The organism is Pontibacillus chungwhensis BH030062 (genome assembly GCF_000770675.1).
Lineage (GTDB): Bacteria > Bacillota > Bacilli > Bacillales > BH030062 > Pontibacillus > Pontibacillus chungwhensis.
In genome coordinates, this window is the sequence record NZ_AVBG01000013.1 from 81727 (window position 1) to 106397 (window position 24671).

The 24671-nt window shown below is 41.3% G+C and carries 18 protein-coding genes and 1 tRNA gene; 2 read left to right on the top strand and 17 right to left on the bottom strand.

Going from position 1 to position 24671, the window contains the following annotated elements:
* Nucleotides 1-5: 5 nt before the first annotated feature.
* The 7 genes from odhB to N780_RS15330 all read right to left on the bottom strand — a co-directional run bounded on the left by odhB (nucleotide 6) and on the right by N780_RS15330 (nucleotide 11383).
* The gene (gene odhB / locus N780_RS15300) at nucleotides 6-1352 is read right to left on the bottom strand and encodes a 2-oxoglutarate dehydrogenase complex dihydrolipoyllysine-residue succinyltransferase (protein WP_036786102.1); all 1347 of its coding nucleotides are present in this window, start codon (nucleotides 1350-1352) and stop codon (nucleotides 6-8) included.
* Complete coding sequence (locus N780_RS15305) at nucleotides 1339-4191, bottom strand: 2-oxoglutarate dehydrogenase E1 component (RefSeq protein ID WP_036786105.1); 2853 nt, start codon at nucleotides 4189-4191, stop codon at nucleotides 1339-1341. Before N780_RS15305 ends, odhB begins: the two co-directional genes overlap by 14 nt.
* 201 nt (nucleotides 4192-4392) lie before the next feature.
* Nucleotides 4393-6492, bottom strand: coding sequence for an RNA degradosome polyphosphate kinase (locus tag N780_RS15310; protein WP_036786108.1), 2100 nt, complete (start codon nucleotides 6490-6492; stop codon nucleotides 4393-4395).
* A 273-nt stretch (nucleotides 6493-6765) separates the two neighbouring features.
* The gene (locus N780_RS15315; protein WP_036786258.1) at nucleotides 6766-8298 is read right to left on the bottom strand and encodes a Ppx/GppA family phosphatase; all 1533 of its coding nucleotides are present in this window, start codon (nucleotides 8296-8298) and stop codon (nucleotides 6766-6768) included.
* A 184-nt stretch (nucleotides 8299-8482) separates the two neighbouring features.
* Nucleotides 8483-10378 carry a PrkA family serine protein kinase gene (locus N780_RS15320; protein WP_036786110.1) on the bottom strand — a complete coding sequence of 632 codons (1896 nt, stop codon included), beginning with the start codon at nucleotides 10376-10378 and terminating at the stop codon, nucleotides 8483-8485.
* 216 nt (nucleotides 10379-10594) lie between these two features.
* Nucleotides 10595-11035, bottom strand: a complete 441-nt coding sequence (locus tag N780_RS15325; protein WP_036786112.1) for a MarR family winged helix-turn-helix transcriptional regulator — start codon at nucleotides 11033-11035, stop codon at nucleotides 10595-10597.
* A gap of 18 nt (nucleotides 11036-11053) precedes the next feature.
* Nucleotides 11054-11383 (bottom strand): DMT family transporter, encoded by a 330-nt coding sequence (locus N780_RS15330; RefSeq protein ID WP_036786114.1) that lies wholly within the window; start codon nucleotides 11381-11383, stop codon nucleotides 11054-11056.
* Between the two features lie 143 nt (nucleotides 11384-11526).
* Here N780_RS15330 and N780_RS15335 point away from each other — a divergent pair, with 143 nt between their 5' ends.
* On the top strand, nucleotides 11527-11865 hold the full coding sequence (locus N780_RS15335; RefSeq protein ID WP_036786116.1) for a hypothetical protein: 339 nt from the start codon (nucleotides 11527-11529) through the stop codon (nucleotides 11863-11865).
* Between the two features lie 538 nt (nucleotides 11866-12403).
* Here N780_RS15335 and trmL read toward each other — a convergent pair.
* The 4 genes from trmL to N780_RS15360 form a co-directional block, all read right to left on the bottom strand.
* On the bottom strand, nucleotides 12404-12877 hold the full coding sequence (gene trmL / locus N780_RS15345; protein WP_036786125.1) for a tRNA (uridine(34)/cytosine(34)/5-carboxymethylaminomethyluridine(34)-2'-O)-methyltransferase TrmL: 474 nt from the start codon (nucleotides 12875-12877) through the stop codon (nucleotides 12404-12406).
* 48 nt (nucleotides 12878-12925) lie between these two features.
* Entirely contained in the window at nucleotides 12926-13804 is an 879-nt protein-coding gene (locus tag N780_RS15350; RefSeq protein WP_036786127.1) for an amidase domain-containing protein, read from the bottom strand.
* Between the two features lie 157 nt (nucleotides 13805-13961).
* Nucleotides 13962-15533, bottom strand: a complete 1572-nt coding sequence (locus N780_RS15355; protein ID WP_036786130.1) for a PTS transporter subunit EIIC — start codon at nucleotides 15531-15533, stop codon at nucleotides 13962-13964.
* 88 nt (nucleotides 15534-15621) lie between these two features.
* Nucleotides 15622-16974 carry a 6-phospho-alpha-glucosidase gene (locus N780_RS15360; RefSeq protein ID WP_036786133.1) on the bottom strand — a complete coding sequence of 451 codons (1353 nt, stop codon included), beginning with the start codon at nucleotides 16972-16974 and terminating at the stop codon, nucleotides 15622-15624.
* Between the two features lie 148 nt (nucleotides 16975-17122).
* Here N780_RS15360 and N780_RS15365 point away from each other — a divergent pair, with 148 nt between their 5' ends.
* Complete coding sequence (locus N780_RS15365) at nucleotides 17123-17833, top strand: GntR family transcriptional regulator (RefSeq protein WP_036786137.1); 711 nt, start codon at nucleotides 17123-17125, stop codon at nucleotides 17831-17833.
* 120 nt (nucleotides 17834-17953) lie between these two features.
* Here the strand turns inward: N780_RS15365 and N780_RS15370 are convergent, their stop codons facing one another.
* The 6 genes from N780_RS15370 to N780_RS15395 form a co-directional block, all read right to left on the bottom strand.
* Nucleotides 17954-18484, bottom strand: a complete 531-nt coding sequence (locus N780_RS15370) for a methylated-DNA--[protein]-cysteine S-methyltransferase (protein ID WP_036786140.1) — start codon at nucleotides 18482-18484, stop codon at nucleotides 17954-17956.
* 123 nt (nucleotides 18485-18607) lie between these two features.
* Entirely contained in the window at nucleotides 18608-19735 is a 1128-nt protein-coding gene (gene queG / locus N780_RS15375; protein ID WP_036786143.1) for a tRNA epoxyqueuosine(34) reductase QueG, read from the bottom strand.
* Between the two features lie 37 nt (nucleotides 19736-19772).
* Nucleotides 19773-21482 carry an ABC-ATPase domain-containing protein gene (locus tag N780_RS15380; protein ID WP_036786146.1) on the bottom strand — a complete coding sequence of 570 codons (1710 nt, stop codon included), beginning with the start codon at nucleotides 21480-21482 and terminating at the stop codon, nucleotides 19773-19775.
* A 151-nt stretch (nucleotides 21483-21633) separates the two neighbouring features.
* A tRNA-Gly gene (locus N780_RS15385) sits at nucleotides 21634-21707 on the bottom strand.
* Between the two features lie 202 nt (nucleotides 21708-21909).
* Nucleotides 21910-23295, bottom strand: a complete 1386-nt coding sequence (gene argH, locus N780_RS15390; protein ID WP_036786151.1) for an argininosuccinate lyase — start codon at nucleotides 23293-23295, stop codon at nucleotides 21910-21912.
* 14 nt (nucleotides 23296-23309) lie between these two features.
* The gene (locus tag N780_RS15395) at nucleotides 23310-24515 is read right to left on the bottom strand and encodes an argininosuccinate synthase (RefSeq protein WP_036786155.1); all 1206 of its coding nucleotides are present in this window, start codon (nucleotides 24513-24515) and stop codon (nucleotides 23310-23312) included.
* Nucleotides 24516-24671 lie beyond the last annotated feature (156 nt).

The following is a 24671-nucleotide window of genomic DNA, read 5'->3' on the forward strand; positions in this document are numbered from 1 at the left end:
CCTTATTAACCTTCTAGTAGAAGATTGTATGGATCTTCTAACATTTCTTTAATACGAACGAGGAATTGAACCGCTTCTTTCCCATCAACGATACGGTGGTCATAGGACAATGCAATGTACATCATCGGACGAACTTCAATAGAATCATCCGGCATAACCATTGCACGTTTTTGGATGTTGTGCATTCCTAAGATTCCTACCTGTGGAGCGTTTAGGATTGGCGTAGAAAGCATAGATCCGAAAATTCCACCATTAGTGATTGTGAATGAACCGCCTTGTAGCTCGTCTAGTGCTAGCTCTTTGTCACGAGCCCTCTTGCCAAGGCGACCAATTTCTTTCTCAATACCAGCGAACCCTAATCGGTCTGCATCACGAACAACAGGAACAACAAGTCCTTCATCCGTAGATACGGCCATACCGATATCATAGAATTTCTTTTTCACAATCTCATCGCCTTGAATCTCAGCGTTAAGAAGTGGAAATTCCTTAAGAGCACCGACAACAGCTTTCGTGAAGAAGGACATGAATCCAAGTTTCACATCGTGCTTCTGTAGGAACTGGTCCTTACGTTCTTGACGAAGATTCATAACCGCAGTCATATCTACCTCATTAAACGTTGTCAGCATAGCAGCCGTTTGCTGTGCTTCCACAAGACGTTTTGAGATTGTTTGACGACGGCGAGACATCTTCTCACGTTCAACCGGCTTTTCAAATTCAGTTTTTTGAGATGACTTCTCTTCTGATTTCTTAGATTTCTTGCTTTCTTTCTTGCTACCCTTAGATTCTTTGTCTTCTTTGGATTGGTTAGCAGCTGCTTCTACATCTTCTGGACGAATGCGGCCTAACGGATCATTAGGTTTAACGTCTCGAAGATCAATCCCAAGTTCACGCGCTTTCTTACGAGCAGCAGGAGAAGCTACGACATCTTTATTCGGGTCTTCTTTGCTATCATCCTTTGTATCCTCTTGTTTCTCTGAAGCTTGTTCTTTGCTGTCTTTGGAAGATTCCTGTTTTCCATTATCAGACGACTCTTCTTGTTGCTCAGATTCTTCTTGTTGCTCAGACTCTTCTTGTTGGCCGCTATCTTCTTCAGCCTCAGAAGAACCGCCGCTTTCACCATTTTCGTCTATTTTTGCAACGGTATCCCCTACTTCAACGTCGTCTCCTTCCTCAACCAGGAGTTCGGAGATGACGCCAGAGGCATCTGCGTTTACTTCAACATTTACTTTGTCTGTTTCTAATTCAAGGATCGCATCGCCTTTTTCAACGGAATCGCCTTCTTTGACGAGCCATTCTGCGACCGTGCCTTCTGTAATGGATTCTGCAAGTTCTGGTACCTTAATTTCCTTCATTGGAATCTCCTCCTTTAGATAGCTTCAGTGCTTCTTGGATGATTCTGTTTTGCTCTGTCTTGTGAATATTCGGTTCACCGACAGCTGGTGAAGAACGTTTTGGACGTCCAATATATTTAATTTCGTGTGTATTGTTTACTAATTGGTAAAGTGTTTCTTTAACAAAGTCCCATCCGCCCATATTACGCGGTTCTTCCTGGACCCATACCACTTCTTCAATATTTGGATACTGTTCCAGTATTTCCTGCAGTTGCTTTTCTGGGAATGGATAGATCTGCTCAACTCGAACAATGTGTAACCAATCCCAGTTTTGATCTTCATTTTCAATTCTGTCTTCTAGATCAATCATGACCTTCCCGCTACCAATAACAAGACGTGTCACTTTATCTTCGTTTTTACCTAGGCCGCGCTGTGGTTTAAGTGGTTGGAATTGTCCTTCACTGAACTCTTTACCATCTGAAGCAACACGCTGGTTACGAATGAGGCTCTTTGGAGTCATGAGCACGAGTGGACGTGCTGCATCTTTACCACCAATAGCAGCCTGACGACGAAGCAAATGGAAGTACTGAGCGGAAGAAGTTACATTTGCAACCGTCCAGTTATACTCTGCACTCATCGTCAAAAAACGCTCCAAGCGGGCGCTGGAGTGTTCAGGTCCCTGTCCCTCATAACCATGAGGTAACAACATCACAAGACTTGATTTCTCTCCCCATTTAGCACGCCCTGCTGAAATGAATTGATCAATGATTACCTGACCTGCATTGGCAAAGTCTCCATACTGCGCTTCCCATAGAACAAGGGCTTCTGGCGCCAGAACGCTATACCCATATTCAAAGCCAAGCACACCCGCTTCATTTAATGGGCTGTTATAGATATCAAATGAAGCATTCGCTTCTTCTAAACCATGCATCGGGCAATAGGTTGATCCATCTTCTACATCATGTAAAACAAGATGACGGTGTGCGAAGGTTCCTCGTTGGCTATCCTGACCTGTTAAACGGATCGGCTTTCCATCTTGTAAGATTGAGGCAAAAGCAAGTGATTCGCCTGTAGCCCAATCTACTTTATTTCCTTCTTCAAGAACATTTTCACGACGCTGAAGGATTTTCTCTAACTTCTTAAAGCCATTGAAGCCTTCTGGACGTTTTAATAAACCTTTATTCAACGTTTTCAGGACATCCAGCGAAACAGATGTATCAATAGAATCCAAACCACTTACCATTTCTTCTGGTACATCTTTCGCGTCACGTTCTCCTGTTTCGTTTTCTTTCATATTTTCATACGTTTTACGGAAGTTCTCATCAACCTCTTCTTTCACTTGGTCAAAGTACCCTTCCTCAATCACACCTTCATCTTGAAGTTGCTCTGCATACAACGTGGCAACCGTGGCATGATCATCGATTTCTGAATACAACTCAGGCTGTGTAGCACGAGGCTCATCCATTTCGTTATGACCAAAACGACGATACCCTACAAGATCAATTAAGAAGTCTTTATGAAACTTCTTGCGGTACTCATATGCTAGTTGCATGGCAGATAAACACTGAATTGGATCATCAGCATTCACATGAATAATCGGAATCTCGTATCCTTTAGCAAGATCACTTGCATAGCGAGTCGAACGCCCGTCCTTTTGGATCGTTGTAAATCCAACTAGATTGTTGGCAATGATATGAACGGCGCCACCTGTGCGATAGCCCGGCAAGTCACTCATATTTAGCGTTTCAGCTACAACCCCTTCACCAGGGAAGGCTGCATCCCCGTGAATAAGGATGGAGAAGGCTTTACTAGTATCCTGATCTGACAAACCTCGTTCTTCGCGGCTATCCTGAGCTGCGCGAGCAAACCCTTGTACAACAGGATCGACAAATTCAAGGTGAGATGGGTTATGAGAAAGAGTTACACGTGTTGTTCGCTCTTCTTTCTCAACATCAAGACTAGCACCAAAGTGATATTTCACATCACCAGTCCAACCATAATTAATGCCCATTGAACCTTCTGATGGCACAAGCTCCTTGTTTGGAGCATGGTGAAATTCAGAGAAAATGCGGTCATAAGGCTTTCCTAATACGTGAGCTAAGACATTTAAACGGCCACGGTGAGCCATCCCCATCATCACGTGCTCGACGTCTTCTTCAGAAGCTGCCTGCACAATGTGATCAAGCATTGGAACCATGACATCTAAGCCTTCAATTGAGAATCGCTTTTGAGCAACGAAGGTTTTAGCAAGAAAGTGTTCAAACCCTTCTACTTGAGCTAATAGTTTCAGGACTTGCTTCTTCTTATCATCATTGAAATCTACTCTATACGTGCCTTGTTCAATCTTGTCTTGTAACCACTTACGTTCTTCCTCATTGTGAACATGATCCACTTCGAAAGAAATACGGCCAGCATATTGCTGCTTTAACGTATGAATAGCTTCAAGTCCGTTTGAGACTCCGTTAGGCGCTTCAGGCCAAATCCATTTCGCTGGAATGGATTTCAAATCATTCTCCGACAAATTATATGTTTTCGGATCGAGTAGCGGTGAATAACGCTCTCGGCCTCGACCAACGGCATAAACTTCTGCCTCTAGATGACCGGAACGACGAATAGCCTCAACCAATTTCAAAGCTGAGGTCACCTTCTGGATATCCGCAGCAGATGGGCTGTTAGAACCTTGTTGGCTCTCATCACCTTTTATCCACTCTGGAGCACCATATTGTTCAAACACCTCGACTAGAGATGAATCGACCCGCTCTGGATCTTCTAAGTATAAATCGTACTGTTCTTCGATGTACCCCATGTTGGGGCCATGAAACTGTTCCCAAATGTTTTCGTTAGACCCTTTGTTCGACACTGTTTACTACCCCCATTAGAAGTTCGCTTTCTGTGACGTAAACGTTTGCAAACTCATCTTCTATTATAATTTTTTTCCGTTTTCTTCTTCAACTACTTTACCCTAGTTTTTTTTAAGAAAACAAAAAAAATTGAAAAAGATAATAAAAAAAGTACAAATGTACGGAATATTGTACACTTGTACCTCTTGATTTTTCAACTATTATTCTTCATCTTCACTCACTGTGTATGCTCGATCAAATAGTTCTAGCTGGCTATCGAGTTCTTCTTCGGTTGGACTTTTCTTTACGTAGTGGTAATTACCATGCTCATCCTGAACACGAGCTTTTAAATTATCTTTCAAATGAAGTTCAAGTATTTGGTGTAACCTGGATTCTATATGGTGGTCATAGATTGGAAAGAGCAGCTCTACACGCTTTTCCATATTACGTGTCATTAAATCCGCAGATGATAAATAGATTTTACCTTCCCCGTTTTGGTGACAATAGTAGATCCTGCTATGCTCCAGGAAACGGCCAACTATACTTCTCACTCGTATATTTTCGCTGACGCCTTTAATACCTGGGCGAAGACAGCAAATTCCTCGAACGATTAAATCAATTTGAACCCCTTCATTTGATGCTTCGTAAAGTTTTTTAATAATAACCTTATCCGTTAATGAATTCATCTTTGCAATAATTCGACCATTTCCATGCTTCTTATGGCTTTCAATCTCTTGATCGATGAGAGCTACTAGATCGCTACGAATATCGAATGGCGCCATTGAGATGTGATGGTAGGCTGGCTTCTCAGTATAACCACTTAAGTAATTAAAGAAGTTTGTTGCATCGATTCCAAATTTACGATCTGATGTAATAAGCCCCATATCCGTATACAATTTAGCCGTTTGATCGTTGTAATTTCCTGTTCCAAGATGCACAAATCGCTCAATCTGATGCTTCTTTCTGCGTACAACTAGCGTAATTTTACTGTGAGTCTTTAAGTAGTTCATTCCGTATATAACGTGGCAACCAGCTTTTTCAAGCTCTTTTGCCCATTGCACGTTATTCTCTTCATCAAAGCGCGCTTTTAACTCCACTAGAACCGTTACTTGTTTTCCTTTTTCTGCAGCCCTTTTTAAACCTTCAATAATCGGAGAGCCTCCACTTACTCGGTACAGCGTTTGTTTAATAGCTAAGACGTCTGGGTCATCAGCGGCATCCTCTACGAAATCTACAACTGGCTGGAACGATTCATATGGATGGTGAAGAAATACATCACGTTCTGACGCGAGCTCAAATAAATCTTCATCTGATCCCACATCTTTAGGCGGCTGGGGAATTAACGCTTCGTAGATGAGAGAATCATTGTGTTCTTCCATATCTTTGTAAAACTTAAATAAAAACGTAAGATCCAGAGGCCCGTCAATTTCGTATACGTCTTTACGGTGGATCTCAAGAACATTCAAAAGAAACTCCAGCAATTTCGGATCATATTGATCGCGCTTGATCTCTAAGCGAACTGCCGCGCCCCATTTCCGCTTTTTTAGTTCCTTCTCAATTTCCTTTAATAAATCTCGTGCACCTTCCTCGTGAATCGTCATGTCTGCATTTCGCGTAATTCGAAATTCCGTAACAGACTTGACCTCATACCCTTGAAACATTTTATAGATAAAGTGGCTTATGATATCTTCAAGCATCATAAACTTGCGTGTCCCTTCCTCATCCACCTCTAATTCAATATAACGATCGAGTACGGCAGGGACCTGAACAATAGCCGTTTTCTCAGAGTACTCCTCTTCATCAAACGTATCTTCTAGAACAACCGCAATATTAATACTTTTATTGAGAAGCATCGGAAAAGGGCGATACGCATCCACTGCCATAGGGGTCAACACTGGAAAGACTTGCTCATCGAAGTATTGCTCCATTGCATCGTGTTGCATGGTGGTAAGTTTGTCCATTTCTATAAATGAGATCTTATGTTCTTCTAACATAGGAAGTAAGATGTGTTGATAAGTCGAATATTGCATATCAACAAGTTTATGATTTTTCTCAGAAATTTTAGCTAACTGCTCCTTTGGGGTAAGGCCTGCTTTATTCTCTGGTTTATTAAACCCTGCTTTTACCTGGTCTTTTAATCCAGCTACACGAACCATAAAGAACTCATCCAAGTTCGAGCTAAAAATCGCCAGGAATTTAAAACGCTCCATCAACGGATTACGTTTATCTAACGATTCTTGTAGTACCCTTTCGTTAAAAGCTAACCAGCTTAATTCACGGTTATTATAATAACGCGGATTATCTAATTCAATATTGTCCATCTCTCCTCACCCTTTCATCCAAAGTACACAAATGTAATCACTTATATTTTATCAATAAATTATTATAGTCGTATTAATCGAATATGAACCTCATGTTAACTATTCACTTCTCTTTACCACTGACTAGTCTATGTCAATCCACAAAAAACTAACACACCTCTTTAACCTTTAACACACTACCGCACGAAACGGTGCCAGACACCCTTCATGCTAGTAAAGCGCGAAAGGGTGTCTGGCACGCTTTATTGTATAAAAAAAGGGTAGCTGTAGGGGCTACCCTTTTTGTGTGAATGTGATGTTGATTCGCATTTTAAGCGCTTTTTCTAGGTGTTTCTTTTGCTTTTCAACTTGATATTCTTCTGCCATAGGATCCTGGTTACAGAATGCAACGATATTAATATCTTCACCTTTCACTTCTACATGCAAATCTTCTACTACGCTTCTCCTTGTTGAATCAAAGCTGTAAGCAAACTTCGTTAGTGCTCCAAGGGTTCGAATTTTCTTCTTCTCTTCCTTCAAGAACCAATGCTTATAAGGGTGAAGGTATTGTTTGAAGATCGGTTTACTTTTATAGGAAGCAACAAGAGCTAGCATAAGTCGTTCTTTATGCATCAGGCCATCAATGGTCCGGTTGGCTAGTAAATAAAATGTATGCTGAGAGCTTGATTCTGAATCAATATACTCCCCAAGATTGAATACAAACGCACCTCGCTTAAGTAAGGTCACATCTTCTCTTGTTAAGTGACTCACTTCCGCTTCTTGCAGCTCATCAAACATGATTTGTGCTAAATGAGTTACCTGATGAACGTGTTTATAATTTATATTGTAGTCAATGGCCAGTTCGTTAAAGCTTTCTTCTAACACATCGGGAAAGACGGTAATATTAAAATCTTCCATAAGTTGTTCATAAAACACACCGTCTCGTAGTCCCTTACGACTCAAAATGAACGATGTGGCATCTGTCACCTCATATAAAGAATGGAAGACTTCAATGGCTGGCAAGATAATATCCGCTCGGTCTTTCGTTAATCCTTCGACCTTTTGCAGCTTCTTAAAGGACAATGTTAGTAAGTAACTTTTAATGAAACTCATATCATGTTCAAACATGCGGTATTGGTGAAGACCCGCTAATGGGTAGCTTTTCAGCGACTGATCGACTTGCGCCATGTTACGAGCACTTCCCCCAATCCCAATAACAGGTACTTTTCTATCTGTTAACCAGGACAATGAATGATATTGCTCCATTAAGTAATTCTTCACATTTTCCATCTCTTTAGCCGATGGCACATCGTCTTTTACAAACATTTGCTTTAGCGTTAATGCACCGAAAGGGAAGCTGTGAGAATGCTTAATCTCTTTATCTTTGTAATACGTAACTTCTGTACTTCCACCACCGATATCAACCGTAATCCCCTCACGAAGTGCTGTAGAATTAACAACAGCAAGATATCCGTAGTAAGCTTCTTCTTCTTCAGAAAGGATCCGCATGTCGTGACCAAGCTCGTCCTTCACACGTTTAGTAATCATTTCTTGGTTAAGTGACTGACGAATCGTCGCTGTAGCTACGCAAAGAAGCTGCTCTAATTCATAAGTGTCTGTGACTTTCTTAAAGCTTCGTAAAATCGATAGAAGATTCTCTATCCCTTCCTCGCTCAGATTAAAATCTTCTCCTAGATAATTCCTTAGCCGAGCTACCGCTTTAATATTCTCTATTTCCTTAAAACGCCCACTTTCACTCCGCTCATAAACGACTAATCGCACTGTGTTGGATCCTATATCAATAATCGCATAATGCTGTTCACTCATCGGAAGACACCCTTTTCTAACAATGAAATTTCCACCATTATAGCATAGGTGCTCCTTTAACCCTTGATTAGATGTACATTCTTTCATCTGGATGAGCATTCATCTCTTTGAAACATATTTTAATAGCCTTTATGAGGAAATAAAAAAAAACCGGATCGCTTAAACGATCCGGTCTTCCTACTAATTATCGATTTAACAAACTACCTACATACCTTAACAACTCATTTGCTGAACTAGAATTGTAGCCGTACTCCTCTACCAGGGTCGCCACTACTTCATTTACTTTCTTAAGCTGCTGCTCATCTGGTGTTTTCGTTGATGTAGTAATCTTCACTACGTCTTTCAGATCGGCAAACAGCTTCTTCTGAATTGCTTCTCGTAGCCGTTCGTGAGAAGAATAATCGAACTTCTTCCCTTTACGAGCGTATGCTGAAATTCGAATGAGAATTTCTTCACGGAACGCTTTCTTCGCATTTTCAGAAATGCCAATTTGCTCCTCGATGGAACGCATGAGCTTTTCATCTGGATTTAGCTCTTCTCCTGTTAACGGATCGCGAAGCTTCGATTTGTTACAGTATGCTTCAACGTTGTCGAGGTAGTTATCCATAAGCGTCTTCGCAGATTCCTCATACGAGTACACAAAGGCTTTTTGCACTTCTTTCTTCGCTATCTCGTCATACTCTTTACGAGCAACTGAAATGAAATTCAGGTAACGTTCTCGATCATCTTTGGAAATCGATGCGTGACTTGAAAGTCCTTCTTTCAAAGAACGTAAAACGTCTAGCGCGTTAATCGATGTCATTTCTTTCTTAATAATGGTTGATGAAATACGGTTAATGACATAACGTGGATCAATGCCACTCATCCCTTCATCGTGATGCTCATTGCGCAATTCCTCTACATCTACATCACTAAAGCCTTCAACGGTTTCCCCATCATATAGACGCATTTTCTTCAGTAAATCGATATTATTCTTGTTTGAATCCTTGAGACGGGTCATAATCGTAAACATTGCAGCCACTTTTAACGTGTGAGGGGCAATATGAACGTCTCTAATATCACTTTGGTTAATCATTTTTTCATAGATACGTTCTTCCTGTGTGACCTTTAAGTTATATGGAACTGGCATAACAATCATCCGAGAATGGAGGGCTTCGTTCTTTTTATTTGAGATAAACGAGCGATACTCCGATTCATTCGTGTGAGCGATAATCATCTCATCTGCCGAGATCAACGCAAACCTTCCTGCCTTAAAGTTACCTTCCTGGGTTAAAGAGAGTAAATGCCACAAGAATTTCTCATCACATTTCAACATCTCCTGAAACTCCATGATGCCTCGGTTGGCTTTGTTAAGTTCACCGTCAAAACGATAGGCGCGAGGATCAGATTCAGAACCATACTCCGCGATCGTCGAAAAGTCAATCGAACCTGTCAGATCCGCAATATCCTGTGATTTAGGATCAGACGGACTGAATGTTCCAATACCCGTCCGTCTATCCTCTGAGAAGAAGATTCGCTCGACTGGCATATCTTCAATACGTCCTCCGAATTCTTGCTCAAGGCGCATTAAGTTTAGAGGTGATAAGTTCCCTTCAATACGGACACCAAATTCTTCAGCAAAATCCTCTCGGAGATGTTGCGGGATTAAGTGCAGAGGATCCTCATGCATCGGGCACCCTTTAATGGCATATACTGCACCTTCATCTGTATGAGAAAACCGCTCTAACCCGCGCTTTAACAATGTAACAAGTGTTGATTTACCACCACTGACCGGTCCCATCAATAACAAAATACGTTTCTTTACATCCAGTCGCTTGGCTGCAGGGTGGAAATATTCCTCCACCAATTTCTCCATTGCTTCTTCTAATCCAAAGATCTGATCATCAAAGAACTTATAATGAACTTTCCCATTTTGCTCCTCAATTCCCGCATGTTTAATCATATTATAAACACGGGAGTGAGACGACTGAGCAAGGTACGGACGTTCTCTAAGCATGTCTAAATACTCACCGAATGTCCCTTCCCACTTCAAATTCTCCTCTTCTTCCCTGTAACTTTGCACCTTTTTTAAGAAATCCACTCAAAAGACCTCCCCTGTTGAAGTTAGGCAAGCACTGAATAATACAGTCTATGTACGAGGTTTCGGAAAAATGAGTCGAAAGAGAAGATTCATGTCCATTACATATGAGCTTCAGTAAAAATCTCATCATTGATCACCATACACACTATGCAATTTTATTAGTGGTCCCTCACATCAAAGGAACTTGTAAACCATATAAAAAGCTGACTACCCTCTTTAGGCGTCAGCTTTTTGATGGAGGTTTCGTAAAATCTTTTCAAACGATTGAGCCGTATGAGTCAGCTCTTCGTCAGAGAGACTGTTTGCAAATAAATTATAAACATAGCTGTCATATTGCTCTAAGTCTCTGGCATAAGCTTCACCTTTATGACCTAAACCAATGCGTTGAATACGCTTATCATCTGGATCAGCAAGTTTAATAATAAACCCATCCTCTTCTAACTTTGAGATCATTTGACTCACTGCACTCTTTGTAATTGATAATTTCTTCGCTAGCTGACTGCTTGTAGGTTTCTCCATTCGAATCACTGTGGTCAGGAGAACTTCTACAGTTGAAGATAGACCATATTCCTTGAACCGATCTTCTTCTTCAGCCAGGTTCATCCACAATTCCTCATATAAATGCTGTAAATAAGCAGCCTTTTCATTCGTCTTCATGAATATCCCTCTCATCTATTAATGGGCGACTTTAGCCATGTTTAGGATAAAGACGCCACCGATAATCAACAATATACCCGCTATCATCATACCATTGATTTGTTCTTTAAAAAGCAGAGCGCTAATAGCTACTGTGAGCGCGGTTCCCCCACCAGCCCATACCGCATAAGCTGTGTTTAATGGGAGGTACTGAAGAGTGAGCTGAAGGAAAAAAAGAGCCATCATGAAACCTGAAATAACTCCAATCGTTCCCCATAGTTTGGAACTGCCCTCGACTGTAGACCATTTCAACATGGAACTTCCAAACACTTCCGCCACTATGGCAGCTAGTAGATAAATGTAACCCATATACACCCACCCCTTTACATTTAATTAGTTTAGTTAACTTAACTAAACCAATAGTACATCTTATCTAATCTTATGTCAATCTCATTGTATGGAACATGCCTCTTCTTTCAATTGCATATACATCATCAAGGAGTTGAGTGCGGATGACCAAACGAATAATTATCATAGCAGGATTATTTTTCTTTACCATATTGGCAGGCTGCAACGAAAAACCTCCTTCCCTATATGGTACATGGGTTATTTTAGAAGAGGGGGGATCTTTCCATACAGGGGATCGTTTAACTATTAAAGAAGATGGCGTCATAACCCTTAATGGATGGACCTCACAATATGAACTCATTGAAGATCAACATATAAAAATTGTAGCAGATCGCGGGAAGTTGATGTGGTCGTATAATGTGACGAAAGAGACCTTGACCCTCCAGTCTAAAAACAGCAAACATGACATGAAAGTGTCTGCACAGCGCATTCTTAAAAAGTAACCTTAAGAAAACGTTCACATTTCACCTAAGAAAAAACCTATTCTATGTTCACACTTTTGTCCAAATTGGGTATAATAACTAATAGCGAACATTTTCTCGTTTCAAGACTAAGGGGGCATCAGATATGAAGATAATGTTAATTCTTGGGGTTATTGTAACTTTTGTTGTTTCCATTTTCTCAGCAGGTTACGATACAAAATAATGCGCTACATAAAACCAGCATCTTTTGAAGGTGCTGGTTTTTTATAGTAAAGGAGGCTTTTTTGCGTGAAAAATATCCATGTATTCTATATCAAACTTCTCTTTACCGCAGCCTTACTCTATTACTTTTTTCATTATCTAGTCACGGGTGAAGGTGGCCTTTTAAACATATTGCTACCATTTGTCTATATCACCTGGGTGGGATCGGATTTCATGAGACACCGAAAAAACAATACATGGCAAGAACCTTATACGTTCAAAAACTAGCTTTTAAAGTTTGCTTGATACACATAAAAAAGCCGATCTGTCCTTTTACAGACAGATCGGCTTTTTATCATTAACTTAGTCCAGGAAATCCTTGCTGACGTAATACTTCATACACTAGAATTGCGGCCGTGTTCGATAAATTTAAAGAGCGAACTTTATCAGACATATGAATACGCAAGCATTGGTCTTCTTTACCTTCTAGTAAGGATTTTGGAATACCGTCTGTCTCCCGACCAAACACAAAGAACAATTCTTCTTCCGGGTTGCTATAATCATAATCCGTCCAATATTTCGTGCCGAAATTCTCAATATAATAAAAGCTTCCATCCGGATGAGCTTCATACAGATCATGAATCGAATCATGATAGCGAACATCCACATCATGCCAGTAATCAAGGCCGGAACGACGAAGCATTTTATCATCTGTAGAGAAGCCAAGTGGGCGAATTAAGTGCAATACAGTATCTGTAGCCAGACAAGTTCTTGCGATATTGCCTGTATTGGCTGGGATTTCTGGTTGGTATAATACGATATGAAGAGCCATTTGCAGTCACCTCTAACATGTAATAACTACAGTATTATACCATATTTTCTACTCTCCTATCCGGAAAAACTTATACTGAATATTTGAAGTATATGCTGTAGAATCCTCGTAGTCCCAGTAGCGATGATAGCTATTTGAAGTGTGAGCATTGACAAGAGGCTCACCGAAGGCATCTTTCTCTACCACTATAGTCGTATGGTTCCACCTTCCGTCCCCTTCAAAGTCGTAACAAATAATGTCCCCTAATATAAGATCACTTGCCCTCTCCATTTCCCTGCCCCGAACCCCTTGCTTGGCTCCGCTTAAGTACCATCGCATAGCATTCGCAACTGTCCAGCTATAGCTCCAAACTTTACTGTTATACCACCAACCCTTTCCCCTAGCAGGCGCGCCCCACATCGGTGCCCCTCCAGCTCGAAGACACTGCGATATGAAATTTGTGCAATCATCTGTGAAATGGCGATAAGCAGGATTATACGTGTTCCACCACAAATTAGCGTACTGCACCGCTTTCTGGCGATCATAAGTTCCTCTCTCTCCCTCGCTCTCAAGAGTACCTTCTTCGTTTATTAATGTGAGAGCATCACGAGGGACCTCTGGCTCATGAGGCACCGGGAGTTCCTCATCGTATAGGAGCTCACCTCCTACGAAATGTGCCCTATGATTACGCTGTTCCTCCTCAATATAATAATGGTCTCCTTGTTGTATAAAGAAAGTGACATATAGGGCATAATCTACCTGATGCTCACCGCCATTTGTATATAATGATCGATACGGAGCCCCCTCAGCCGTTACACGAACAACCCTAGATCCGCGCTTTTCATGACACTTCATTTTATGAGTGATCCATGAATGATTCCTTGCATCTACCTCACCGCTATCGAGGGATCTTTCCCAGTACATCTGTAACCGCCTTTGAATCTCCATAACTCCCCCCTCCTTTCTTACAATCTATGAAATACCACCGCAAATCATCCCTTTCCCACACTAAAGCACGAACGCGTGCCTGACACCCTTCACTGCTCTAAAGCACGAAAAAGGGACAGGTTTCTTTACGTTGGTAAAGATTCCTGCCCCTTTTTGATTAGGCTGTTTCCTGTTTAATGATACGGTTAATTTCGTTTTTATAAAGGTCAGAGCGCCCGCCAAATATGGCTTGTATATTGTGGTCTACTTTTACAACTCCAGCTGCTCCAAGAGCTTTCAATTTGTCTTCGTCAATCTTCTCACGGTCACTGACTTCTACACGTAAGCGAGTGAAACAGGCATCTACATGTTTTAAGTTTTCCTGACCGCCTAGAGCTTGCATAATTGCCGAAGCTGTTTCTCTATTAGCGCTTCCTTTATCCTTTTTACCGTCCTTCTCATCACCTTTCTTTTCATTATAATCTGCTCTGGTATAGAGCTTGTTCTCTTGACCACCACGACCTGGTGTGGCAAGATCCCATTTCTTGATTGCAAAAGAAAAGGAAAAGAAGTAAATAACGAAGAAAGCAGCACCTAATACAAGATTCATCCACCAGTTTCCTGTTCCAGGTATAGCGTTTACTAGAACATAATCAATAAATCCTGATCCCCCTGCCCATCCTAAATGAACATCCAGCATATACGTTAGAGCGTAAGAAACCCCAGCTAGGAAAGCATGGAATACAAAAAGCAATGGAGCTACAAATAGAAATGTAAATTCAATCGGCTCGGTAATACCTGTTAGAAAAGCTGTCCCCGCAGCAGCAATTAGCATTCCCTTTACAACCGGTCGATTGTCTTTATCAGCTTGACGATACATCGCAAGAGCTGCACCTAATAATCCAAACATAATGACTGGGAATTTCCCTGCCATAAAGCGGCCTGCCGTAACTTCTACACCCTCAGCAATTTGAGCTAAGAAAATGTATTGGTCACCTGATACCATTTGACCAGCCACTTCCGTCGTTCCACCGAGTGAGGTCCATAAAAACGGTGCATACCAAATATGGTGTAACCCTGTTGGAATAAGAGCACGTTCTAAGAAACCGTAGAGACCAATGTACAGAGGATTTGTTGCACCGTTAGCAATCACGTTCGCAACAGCATCTATACCGCTTTGAATAGGTGGCCATATAATCATCATTCCTATAGCAAGAAAGATTGATGTAAATACCATGGCAATCCCTACGGAGCGATCTCCAGCGAAGAAACCGAGCACTTCCGGAGGATCAAACTCATGGAATTTGTTATATACCCAAACGGCGAGTAACCCGACAACTATTCCACCGAGAACCCCTGTCTCGAGCGTTGGAATACCTAGCGCCATCCCATACTCACCGTTTTCCGCTACCATCTCAGGCGTAATATCAAGCGCGAAAGAAATGGTCTTATTCATAATCACATATCCAAGTAACGCTGCTAGAGCTGCAATCCCTGATCCGCTAGTTAAGCCAATCGCTACCCCGATTGCAAAGATAACAGCAAGGTTGTTAAATATACTAATACCGATATCAGACATGCCTTCACCGATAAATTGAACAGTGTCATTTTGTAAAAACGTAACGGTTTCTGCTAGCGGACCTGTTAACGCTGCACCAAAACCGAGTAATATACCTGCTGCCGGCAGGAGCGCCACAGGAACCATCAACGATTTTCCAAACTTCTGTAATGATCCAAAATATTTTTTCACGATTCCGATCCCCCTTTAATTACGAAAACGCTTACCTATTTAAATGAAGAGAAGACCCGGGGTGTGGTCCGGGTCCATCCTTCACCTTTTACTGTAAAACAGCTTCCTTACTGCGTTTATGAAGATCTGGCCAATATTCTTTATTCGCATCAATTAGGTCATCTAAAATTTGACGTGCAACAGGTGCGTCGACGACCGTACGATTTAAAGTTAACGCCTGAAGAGCCTTTTCATAACTGTTCTCAAAGTAAGCATCTACAACGAGTTTCTCATAGGCAAGCTGGCCTTCAATTAACCCTTTATAGAATGTCGGGATATGTCCTACAGCGAATGGTTTAGGTCCGCGATTGGTCATCATAGCTGGAACCTCAACCATTGCATCATCCGGAAGGTTGGCAATCGTACCGTTGTTCTCAACCATTACGATGAATATATCGCCGTTATTGTATGCCATTGAAGCAGCTACACGGATCATATAACGCCCATGAATATCAACTTCTAACTCAACATTTTCTGTCGTTCCATCTTTCACAATTTGGTCCGCTAACGCATGTACACGTTCTTGACGACCATTAATGACTTGGCGAGCTCTTGTATTATCGGGATCTTCCTTCTGCACCATCTCGGTAGGATATAAATAGTACTGTAGATACGTATTTGGTAGATAATCAGGAAAGTCATTGACCATCCGCTCCACCTGCTTAAACGTTTTAATCCAGGATGGATCATTTGCAATTTCAGCGTCTTCTGGAATAAATCCATCTTCTGTAATCGCACGCTTAATCGTTTGTGTATGGTCATTTCCGTCCTTATCATAAATCCCCGTAAACCATCCGAAGTGGTTCAATCCAAAGTATTCAGGAACAAGTTCGAAAACATCTTTCCCTAAAATTCCTGCGTAACTCACCATGATGGCAGCTGGCATATCACAAATATTTAATAGCTTCTTGTCGTTTGGAAATTCTCGCTTAAGCGCTTCCGCTACAATCGCAGCAGGGTTTGTATAGTTCAGAATCCAAGCGTCAGGAGCGTAATGTCGTATGTCTTCAACAAGATCAATCATATCGCCAATAGAGCGTAGTCCATAAGCCATCCCACCTGGACCACATGTTTCCTGGCCAACCGCATCGTAACGAAGAGGAATCTGCTCATCTTTCTCACGCATTTGCAATCCTCCTGTACGGATTTGAACAAAAACGAAGTCAGCATTACTTAGAGCTTCTTCTTTATCTGTAGTATAAGAGAATTTTTCAAGCTCAGGATATTTTTCGCGTAAAATAACGTCCGTTGCTTTTGCAATCTGTTCTTGCCTTTCTCCATCTGTGTCGTAAAACGTAATCGTTTTCAAAGGAAATTGATCTTTTTCAGCGATCAAACTCATAATCATACCGATTGTATAAGTGCTTCCGCCACCAACAACTACTAAATTTTGTTTTTTCATATTCATAACCCCCAAAAAGGTATTATATTTGTATTAAAAATAACTTAATATGAATATAATACACATTCATGAAAGCGTCAACATCATTTATCGATATTTTTACTATTTTCCGTTATAATGGTTTTATAGAAGAACTGGAGGAATCCTTATGTCAGCTCCCTTATATAGACAAATTGCACATAAAATAAGAGAAGAAATTGAATCAGGAAATTGGAAAGAAGGCGAAGCCATCCCCACAGAGAAACATCTCTCTGAACAATATTCCGCTTCTCGCGTTACCATTAGGCAAGCCATTAAATGCCTTGTAGAAGAAAACATGTTAAAGCGTGTCCAGGGCAGTGGCACATATGTAAATGAGAAAAAAATAGAACATAATATTTTTGAATTACAAAGTTTCACAGAAGAAATGAGACAGTTAAATAAAGAACCAGTAAACCATGTTATAAACTTTCAAATGATTACTCCTAGTGACTATGTAAGAGAAATTTTGCAACTTCCAGATGGCGAAAAGGTTTTTTATATTAGACGGCAGCGTTTAGTAGATGATACGCCTTATGTATTAGAAGATACTTATTTGCCTGTCACAATGTTTCCAGACCTCTCATATCAAATTATGAGCGGATCAAAATACGACTATATCGAACAAATGCGAGGCATGAAAATAAAAGAAAGCTTTCAAGAAGTTATTCCGATTTTGCCTGAGGAAGAAGTAGCCACTTCACTGAGTCTTGATGAGAGCACACCTATCTTAAAAATCCAACTGCACAGCATCTTTTTCGATGGCACGGTCTTTGAATACAGCGAGATCTACTTTAAAAGCGATGAGTACAAATTCAAACTACGCGCATCAAGGCCATAAAATGAGGCATCTTCCCCCTGGGAGATGCCTCATTTTTGTTCTGTAAATAACTAAAGGGTGCCAGACGCCCTTTAGTTATTTACTTCAATAAAGTAATGCTAAAAAAAAAGCCGTTTCCTCCTAAGAGGAAACGGCTTTACGATGTTCTAAATCAAGTAAATGCTCTTTGCGCTCAAGACCGCCTGCATAACCGACAAGTGCACCATTACTTCCAATGACTCGATGGCACGGAAGAATAATTGATAGAGGGTTTTTATTAACCGCTCCACCTATAGCGCGAACAGCTTTTGGCGCCTGAATAGCTAAGGCAATATCTTTATAGGAACGAGTTTCACCGAACGGAATGTCGGCCAAGGCTTTCCATACTTTTTGTTGAAATGGAGTTCCATACAAATCAAGCTGGACCTCAAAACGATCTCGTTTGTTGGAAAAATACTCATCTAACTGTTGTTTTAATTGCTTAAATTGAGCTGGGGCGTGAACGTATTCAATGTGCAAGAAATATTTCCTGGCCCACGTTGTTTGTCTAGATTCAACATCCCGCAACGAACCATGGTCAATGCGACAAAGACCTTTTTCAGTTGCAAGAAGTGTTAGGGGCCCAATCGGACTGTCCATTTCATCGTAATAAAGGAAGGAACCTTTCGTCATGTTTTATCCCTTCTTTTACAACAGATTTTCTATTATTGTACATGGTATTCTTGGAATGTAAAAGTGTTTTTGATCCATTTTTACAAAAATAGAATTACTAATTTTAGGAGAATTTGTCGAAGGTTATAATAAAGCCAACCCTTTATCCATCTCTCCGACTACTTCGTCATCTGTTTCTTTTGCTTTTGCTTCGTGTATTGCAGTATATGCAGAAGGGTTCCCAATTTTGCCTAACGCCCAGGCGGCTGTCCCACGTATCACAGGTCTTGGGTCTTGGGTCATTAAACGAATGAGTTCATCCACAGCTGTCTCATCCTTGTAATGTGCGAGTGCCAGAATAGCATTTCGCTGAATAGGCTTCTTCCCACGCCAGGAACCCGACATCTGTCCGTACGTTTCCTTAAATTCACGATTTGAAACCGATAGAAGAGGCTTCAAGCTCGGCTTTACTTTCTCTGGATCTGGTTGAAACTCAGCATGAATTAAATTGTGCTTCTTTTTATTTTTCGGACACACTGTCTGACACGTGTCACACCCATATAATCTGTTTCCTATTACGCCACGATACTCGTCTGGAAGAAACCCTTTCGTTTGGGTAAGGAAAGCAATACACTTCTGTGCATTCAATTGTCCACCTTCAATAAGAGCTCCCGTCGGACAAGCATCCACGCATATGTTGCAATCTCCACATGAATCCTCAACAGGCTCATCAGGAGGGAATGCGATATTGGTTAGCATCTCTCCAAGGTAAACATAAGATCCGTATTCTTCCGTAATTAGATTTGTGTTCTTCCCAGTGAATCCAATACCAGCACGCTCTGCAACAGCGCGGTCAGACAGTTCCCCAGTATCGACCATAGACCGACCATAAAAGTCTGAAACACGTCCTTGCAAGTATTCGCCTAGCTTATTCAAACGGTCGCGAAGCACATCATGATAGTCTTGTCCCCAAGATGCACGACAAAACAATCCACGACGATCATCCTTTGTACTACGCGGTGCATCCTTAAGCTTTGATGGGTAGGCAAGAGCAATCGAGATAATGGACTTTGCTTCTGGAACTAACCGATTCGGCTCTGTACGCTCCTCAATACTCCCCTTTTCAAAACCAGACTGATAGCCCAAGTCTTGTTGAGTTCGCAAGCGTTCTTTTAGCTCCGTAAACACATCTGGTGTCGTAAAACCAATCTTATCAATCCCAATCTCTTTAGCATAAGCCTTTACGTCTTCTTTCAACTCATGAATGTCCATCTTCATTCCCTCCTTTCCTGTATGATCTTGGTTTAGTTTATGAAAACTGGTCTACTTTACCCGTTCTAAGACGATTTAGCGTTGCTGCAATTTCATGGCGTCTCGGTCTTGCCAGATCACCAGGATGTTGATCTTTAAAGCCTGTAAATGAAGCGAGACCCTTTTGGTCGAGCTGGTCCTCTATCGCATCTAGCAGTTCTTTAAAACTACGCTGTTCCTTCAGCCAGTTTCTTTGTTCTAAATGGTGAAGAACCTCTGCAATCATCCGTGTTTGAGAACCACTTACAAGCTGCTCCACATAGTGTAGAGAGATTTCAGAACGCCCCATTAAAATTAGAGTACGACCCTTTGCCTGTACCTTCGATTTCTTCCCTTTTCGACTATCTAAACTACCTGGTAGAAAATGTCGATTTGGCATCGATTTGAACTGATTCACTGCTTCTTCATCACGATGGAACGGATACTTCTCTGCAATCGCTTTGGCCTGATCCGTTACGTTGTAAGGAAGATATTGATCAAGCATAATAACATCATCAGCTGCATCAAAGTAGTCACCTGAGCCACCCATAACGAGGATGGTTGATACACTTAATTGATCACGCAATCGTTTAATCTGATCGATGAATGGTGTAATAGGTTCTTTATCTTTCGCCACAAGCTCCTGCATACGTGCATCTCGAATCATAAAGTTCGTTGCACTTGTGTCCTCATCAATAAGTAAAGCAGATGTCCCTGCTTCAATGGCTTCCATCACGTTCGCAGCCTGAGATGTACTGCCACTTGCGTTTTCTGTAGAAAAGCGAATCGTATCTTCGCCGTGAGGTAAATGGTTAATAAATGGTGATATGTTAACGCTCGTAACCTGGCGCCCATCTTCAGCACGAACCTTAACAGCATCAGGATCTGTTAAGACATATTCACGACCGTCTCCTTTAACATGAGGATACACCCCACGCTCGATCGCTTTCAATAGTGTACTTTTTCCGTGGTAACCACCACCAACAATGAGAACAATTCCCTTATTCAGAGCCATGCCCGTAATGGGTTCGTTTCGGTGAGGAATGGTAAAGGAAACCCTGTTAGCTTCAGGACTTTGAAATGGAACAGCACGTTTCATAGGCTTGTTGATTATGCCGCTCTCCCGAGGGAGGATGGAGTCATCAGCGACAAAGGAAACCCACCCCTCTTCTTTCATCTTAGCGCGGATGGCGTCATGCTGGTCTGCTAGTTGACAAACCGCTTCAAAATCGTGTGCCCCCATCTTAAACAAGGAGGTCTTCACAATAGAAGGAATCACCTGGAAAAATAATTTCTCCGCTTCTTTACCATTGATGCGACGTCCGTTCGCCGGAAGTCCAATCGATAAACAAATCTCAGTCTGTTTGTTGTTAATGGATACGGCTGTTCGTTCAAGAATTTCCTGACCTGGTGCATCGATCGAAATCGCACCACTCTTTCCAGATCCTTTTACATCCGTTCGATCTTGATGAATCGCTCTGCCAACATGACGAGCGACCTGGTCTTCTATATACGTCAAGCGAGTCGATGTTTCCATCCACTCGTTCGCTATTTTATATTGATTTGATGGTACAACGATCCGAATCTTAGATGGTGCTGCAAACGGATCGCCCTGCACATAGTCAAGTGCAAGCGAGTAGGACTGAAATCCATAGCTTCCTTGAATATCCTTATAGGCTTTATAACTTTTCCCATCAATTTGTCTCAATTTTTGCTGTAGATCTTTCATCCAAATGGCATCCTTTCTTTATTGGTTCTTGTTGTTGTGATAAAGGGCATAAAATCCCCTATAACCAATGTAACCTTTTTGGACAATATAAAAACGCAATGCTTCGTTTCCACACCTTTAAACGAAACACTGCGTTGGCAACATAAAATTATGGAGCGGGTGATGGGAATCGAACCCACGACATCAGCTTGGAAGGCTGAGGTTTTACCACTAAACTACACCCGCATTTCACCAAATGCATAGATTATTTATACTAAGTTTGTAGTGCTAATTATGTGTTTCAATCAGCTACAAAAGTTATCTTAACAAATCCTTAACAATAGGGCAATAGAAATTTAAAAAAAATGTCGAAAACCGTAATATTTGTGCGAAGTTCGAATTCTTCGAATCTTTATTATAGTGTATACAAAAAGAGCAACTATTAAACCTAATAGTTGCTCTTTAATAGAGATTTCGCATGATTTAGTTGTTTTTTTACCTGATTTGGAGCTGTTCCACCTAAACTATCACGTGCCGCTACAACGTTCTCAGGACGTAAGAAATCATAAATATCCGCTTCTATATATGGAGAATAAGATTGATATTCTTCTAAACTGACTTCTAGTAAGTTCTTTTTCTCTTGAATCGCCGTTAGCACGATTTTCCCTGTTACTTCGTGTGCCTTTCTAAAGGCCATTCCCTTCGTAACCAAGTAATCCGCAAGGTCAGTTGCATTAGAGTAATCCTGTTTCACTGATTCATACATGTGCTCACTTCTAACCGTCATGCTTTCAATCATTGGTGCAAGCACCGACAAACTCTTTTCAAGGGTTTCCACCGCATCAAACATGCCTTCCTTATCTTCTTGCATATCTTTATTATAAGTGAGTGGCAACCCCTTTAGAGTCGTTAACAGACCCATCAAATGTCCATATACACGTCCTGTTTTCCCTCTTAGGAGTTCCGGCATATCTGGATTCTTTTTCTGTGGCATCATACTTGATCCTGTACAGAAAGTATCATCAAATTCGACAAACTTAAACTCTTCACTCGACCAAATGATCATCTCTTCACTAAGACGAGAAATGTGCATCATAAGCATAGACGCATTGCTTAAAAATTCAACTATAAAGTCCCGATCACTTACAGCGTCCATACTATTCGGATAAACTTCATCGAAACCAAGGAGCTCTGCTGTAAACGTTCTGTCAATCGGGAACGTCGTGCCAGCAATGGCCCCTGCACCGAGTGGTGAAACATCAATCCGCTTCAAACTATCCTCTAATCTTCCTGTGTCCCGCTGAAACATCCAGAAGTACGCTAACAGATGATGAGCAAATGATATCGGCTGTGCACGTTGGAGGTGAGTATAGCCAGGAACAATCGTATCAATGTGTGCTTCTGCTTTGTCACATAAAACGTGTTGCACATCTTTTAAAAGTCCCATGATGTTTTTAACCTTCTTCTTAAGGTATAAATGCATATCAGTCGCAACCTGGTCATTACGACTACGTGCCGTATGAAGTTTCCCCGCCAGTTCTCCTACTTCTTCATGAAGCAACATTTCCACATTCATATGAATGTCTTCATATTGAGCTGAAAACGTCGCTACACCTGATGTTACTTTTTCATGAACCTTCTTTAGTCCTTCTGTAAGCTTCTCTGCTTCAGCTTCTTCTACAATGCCGCAACGAGCCAGCATAGCTACATGAGCTATACTGCCTTCTATATCCTCATCTAATAACGCCTGGTCAAAAGAGATCGAAGCGTTCATTTCTTCTACGAGTTGATTAGGGCTAGCTGTAAAACGTCCTCCCCAAACTTTTGATGACATGATTCTCCCCTCCTTTAAACCTTTACTTTAGTCTTTTGTTTTTTAGCGTATACTTTAGAAGGTAGTCCCCATAGTTTTATAAAACCAACCGCTGCATCGTGATCAAAGGCATCCCCTTTTGAATACGTCGCTAATTCTTCATCATATAGACTCACATCTGCTCTAGTACCCAAAACGGTCGCTTGGCCTTTAAAGCACTTAACCTTAACTTCTCCAGTCACATTGACCTGTGTCTCTTCATGAAAGGCAAGTAGCGCTTCACGTAGCGGAGAATACCATAATCCCTCATAAATAAGCTCTGCAAGCTGTTGCTCTGCTTGAGGTTTAAACTTAGCCACATCTCTTGTATGGGTAAGGTGCTCTAATTCTTTATGAGCCTGAATTAACATCATAGCTGCCGGACACTCGTATACTTCGCGTGATTTAATGCCCACAAGGCGATTCTCAACATGGTCAATACGTCCAATCCCATGTTCGCCCCCGAGAACATTTAGCTTTTCAATTATATCCACAAGGGACATTGATTTGCCGTTTAATGCGACAGGCTTCCCTTTCTCAAAAGAAATAACGATCGTCTCTGGCTCATCTGGAGTAAGGTGAATCGGTGCTGTCCATTCGTAGGCTGCTTCTGGTGCTTCCTGCCATGGATCTTCAAGAACTCCTGCTTCACAAGCGCGCCCCCAAATGTTTGCGTCAATCGAGAACGGATTCTCATCTGTAATTGGTATGTTAATCCCTTTTTCTTTTGCATAAGCAATCTCTTCATCACGAGTCATTTTCCACTCCCGAACAGGTGCAATGACTTCAAGATCAGGATCCAACCCTTGAATCGCTACTTCAAACCGGACCTGATCATTTCCTTTTCCGGTACAACCATGCGCTACAGCGACCGCCCCTTCCTGGTGAGCTACCTCAACAAGCTTTTTAGCTATTAACGGACGAGACAGCGCTGAAGATAAAGGATACTTTCCTTCATATAACGCATTTGCTTTTAATGCTGGCAATAGAAAATCTTCTGCCAGTTCTTCTTTAGCATCAATCATAATCGCTTTCACTGCTCCAACATCTAGTGCTTTCTGACGTACGGATTCCATATCCTTCCCTTCACCAACACTCAACCCTAGCGCAATAACATCATACCCATACTTCTCTTGAAGCCATTTAACTGAAACGGAAGTATCTAAACCTCCGGAATAAGCTAATACACACGTTTTACCCATATTAAAAATCCCCTTTCCTGCTCTCACGTTATAGATTATGTATGATTATAACTCTAAAAGTATACTTATTCAATAATTATGTATAAAAAGGTTAAATAACACTTGTTTTATTCATTATATCGTATAAAAAACCAACCATCTTTTTATTTCACTCAC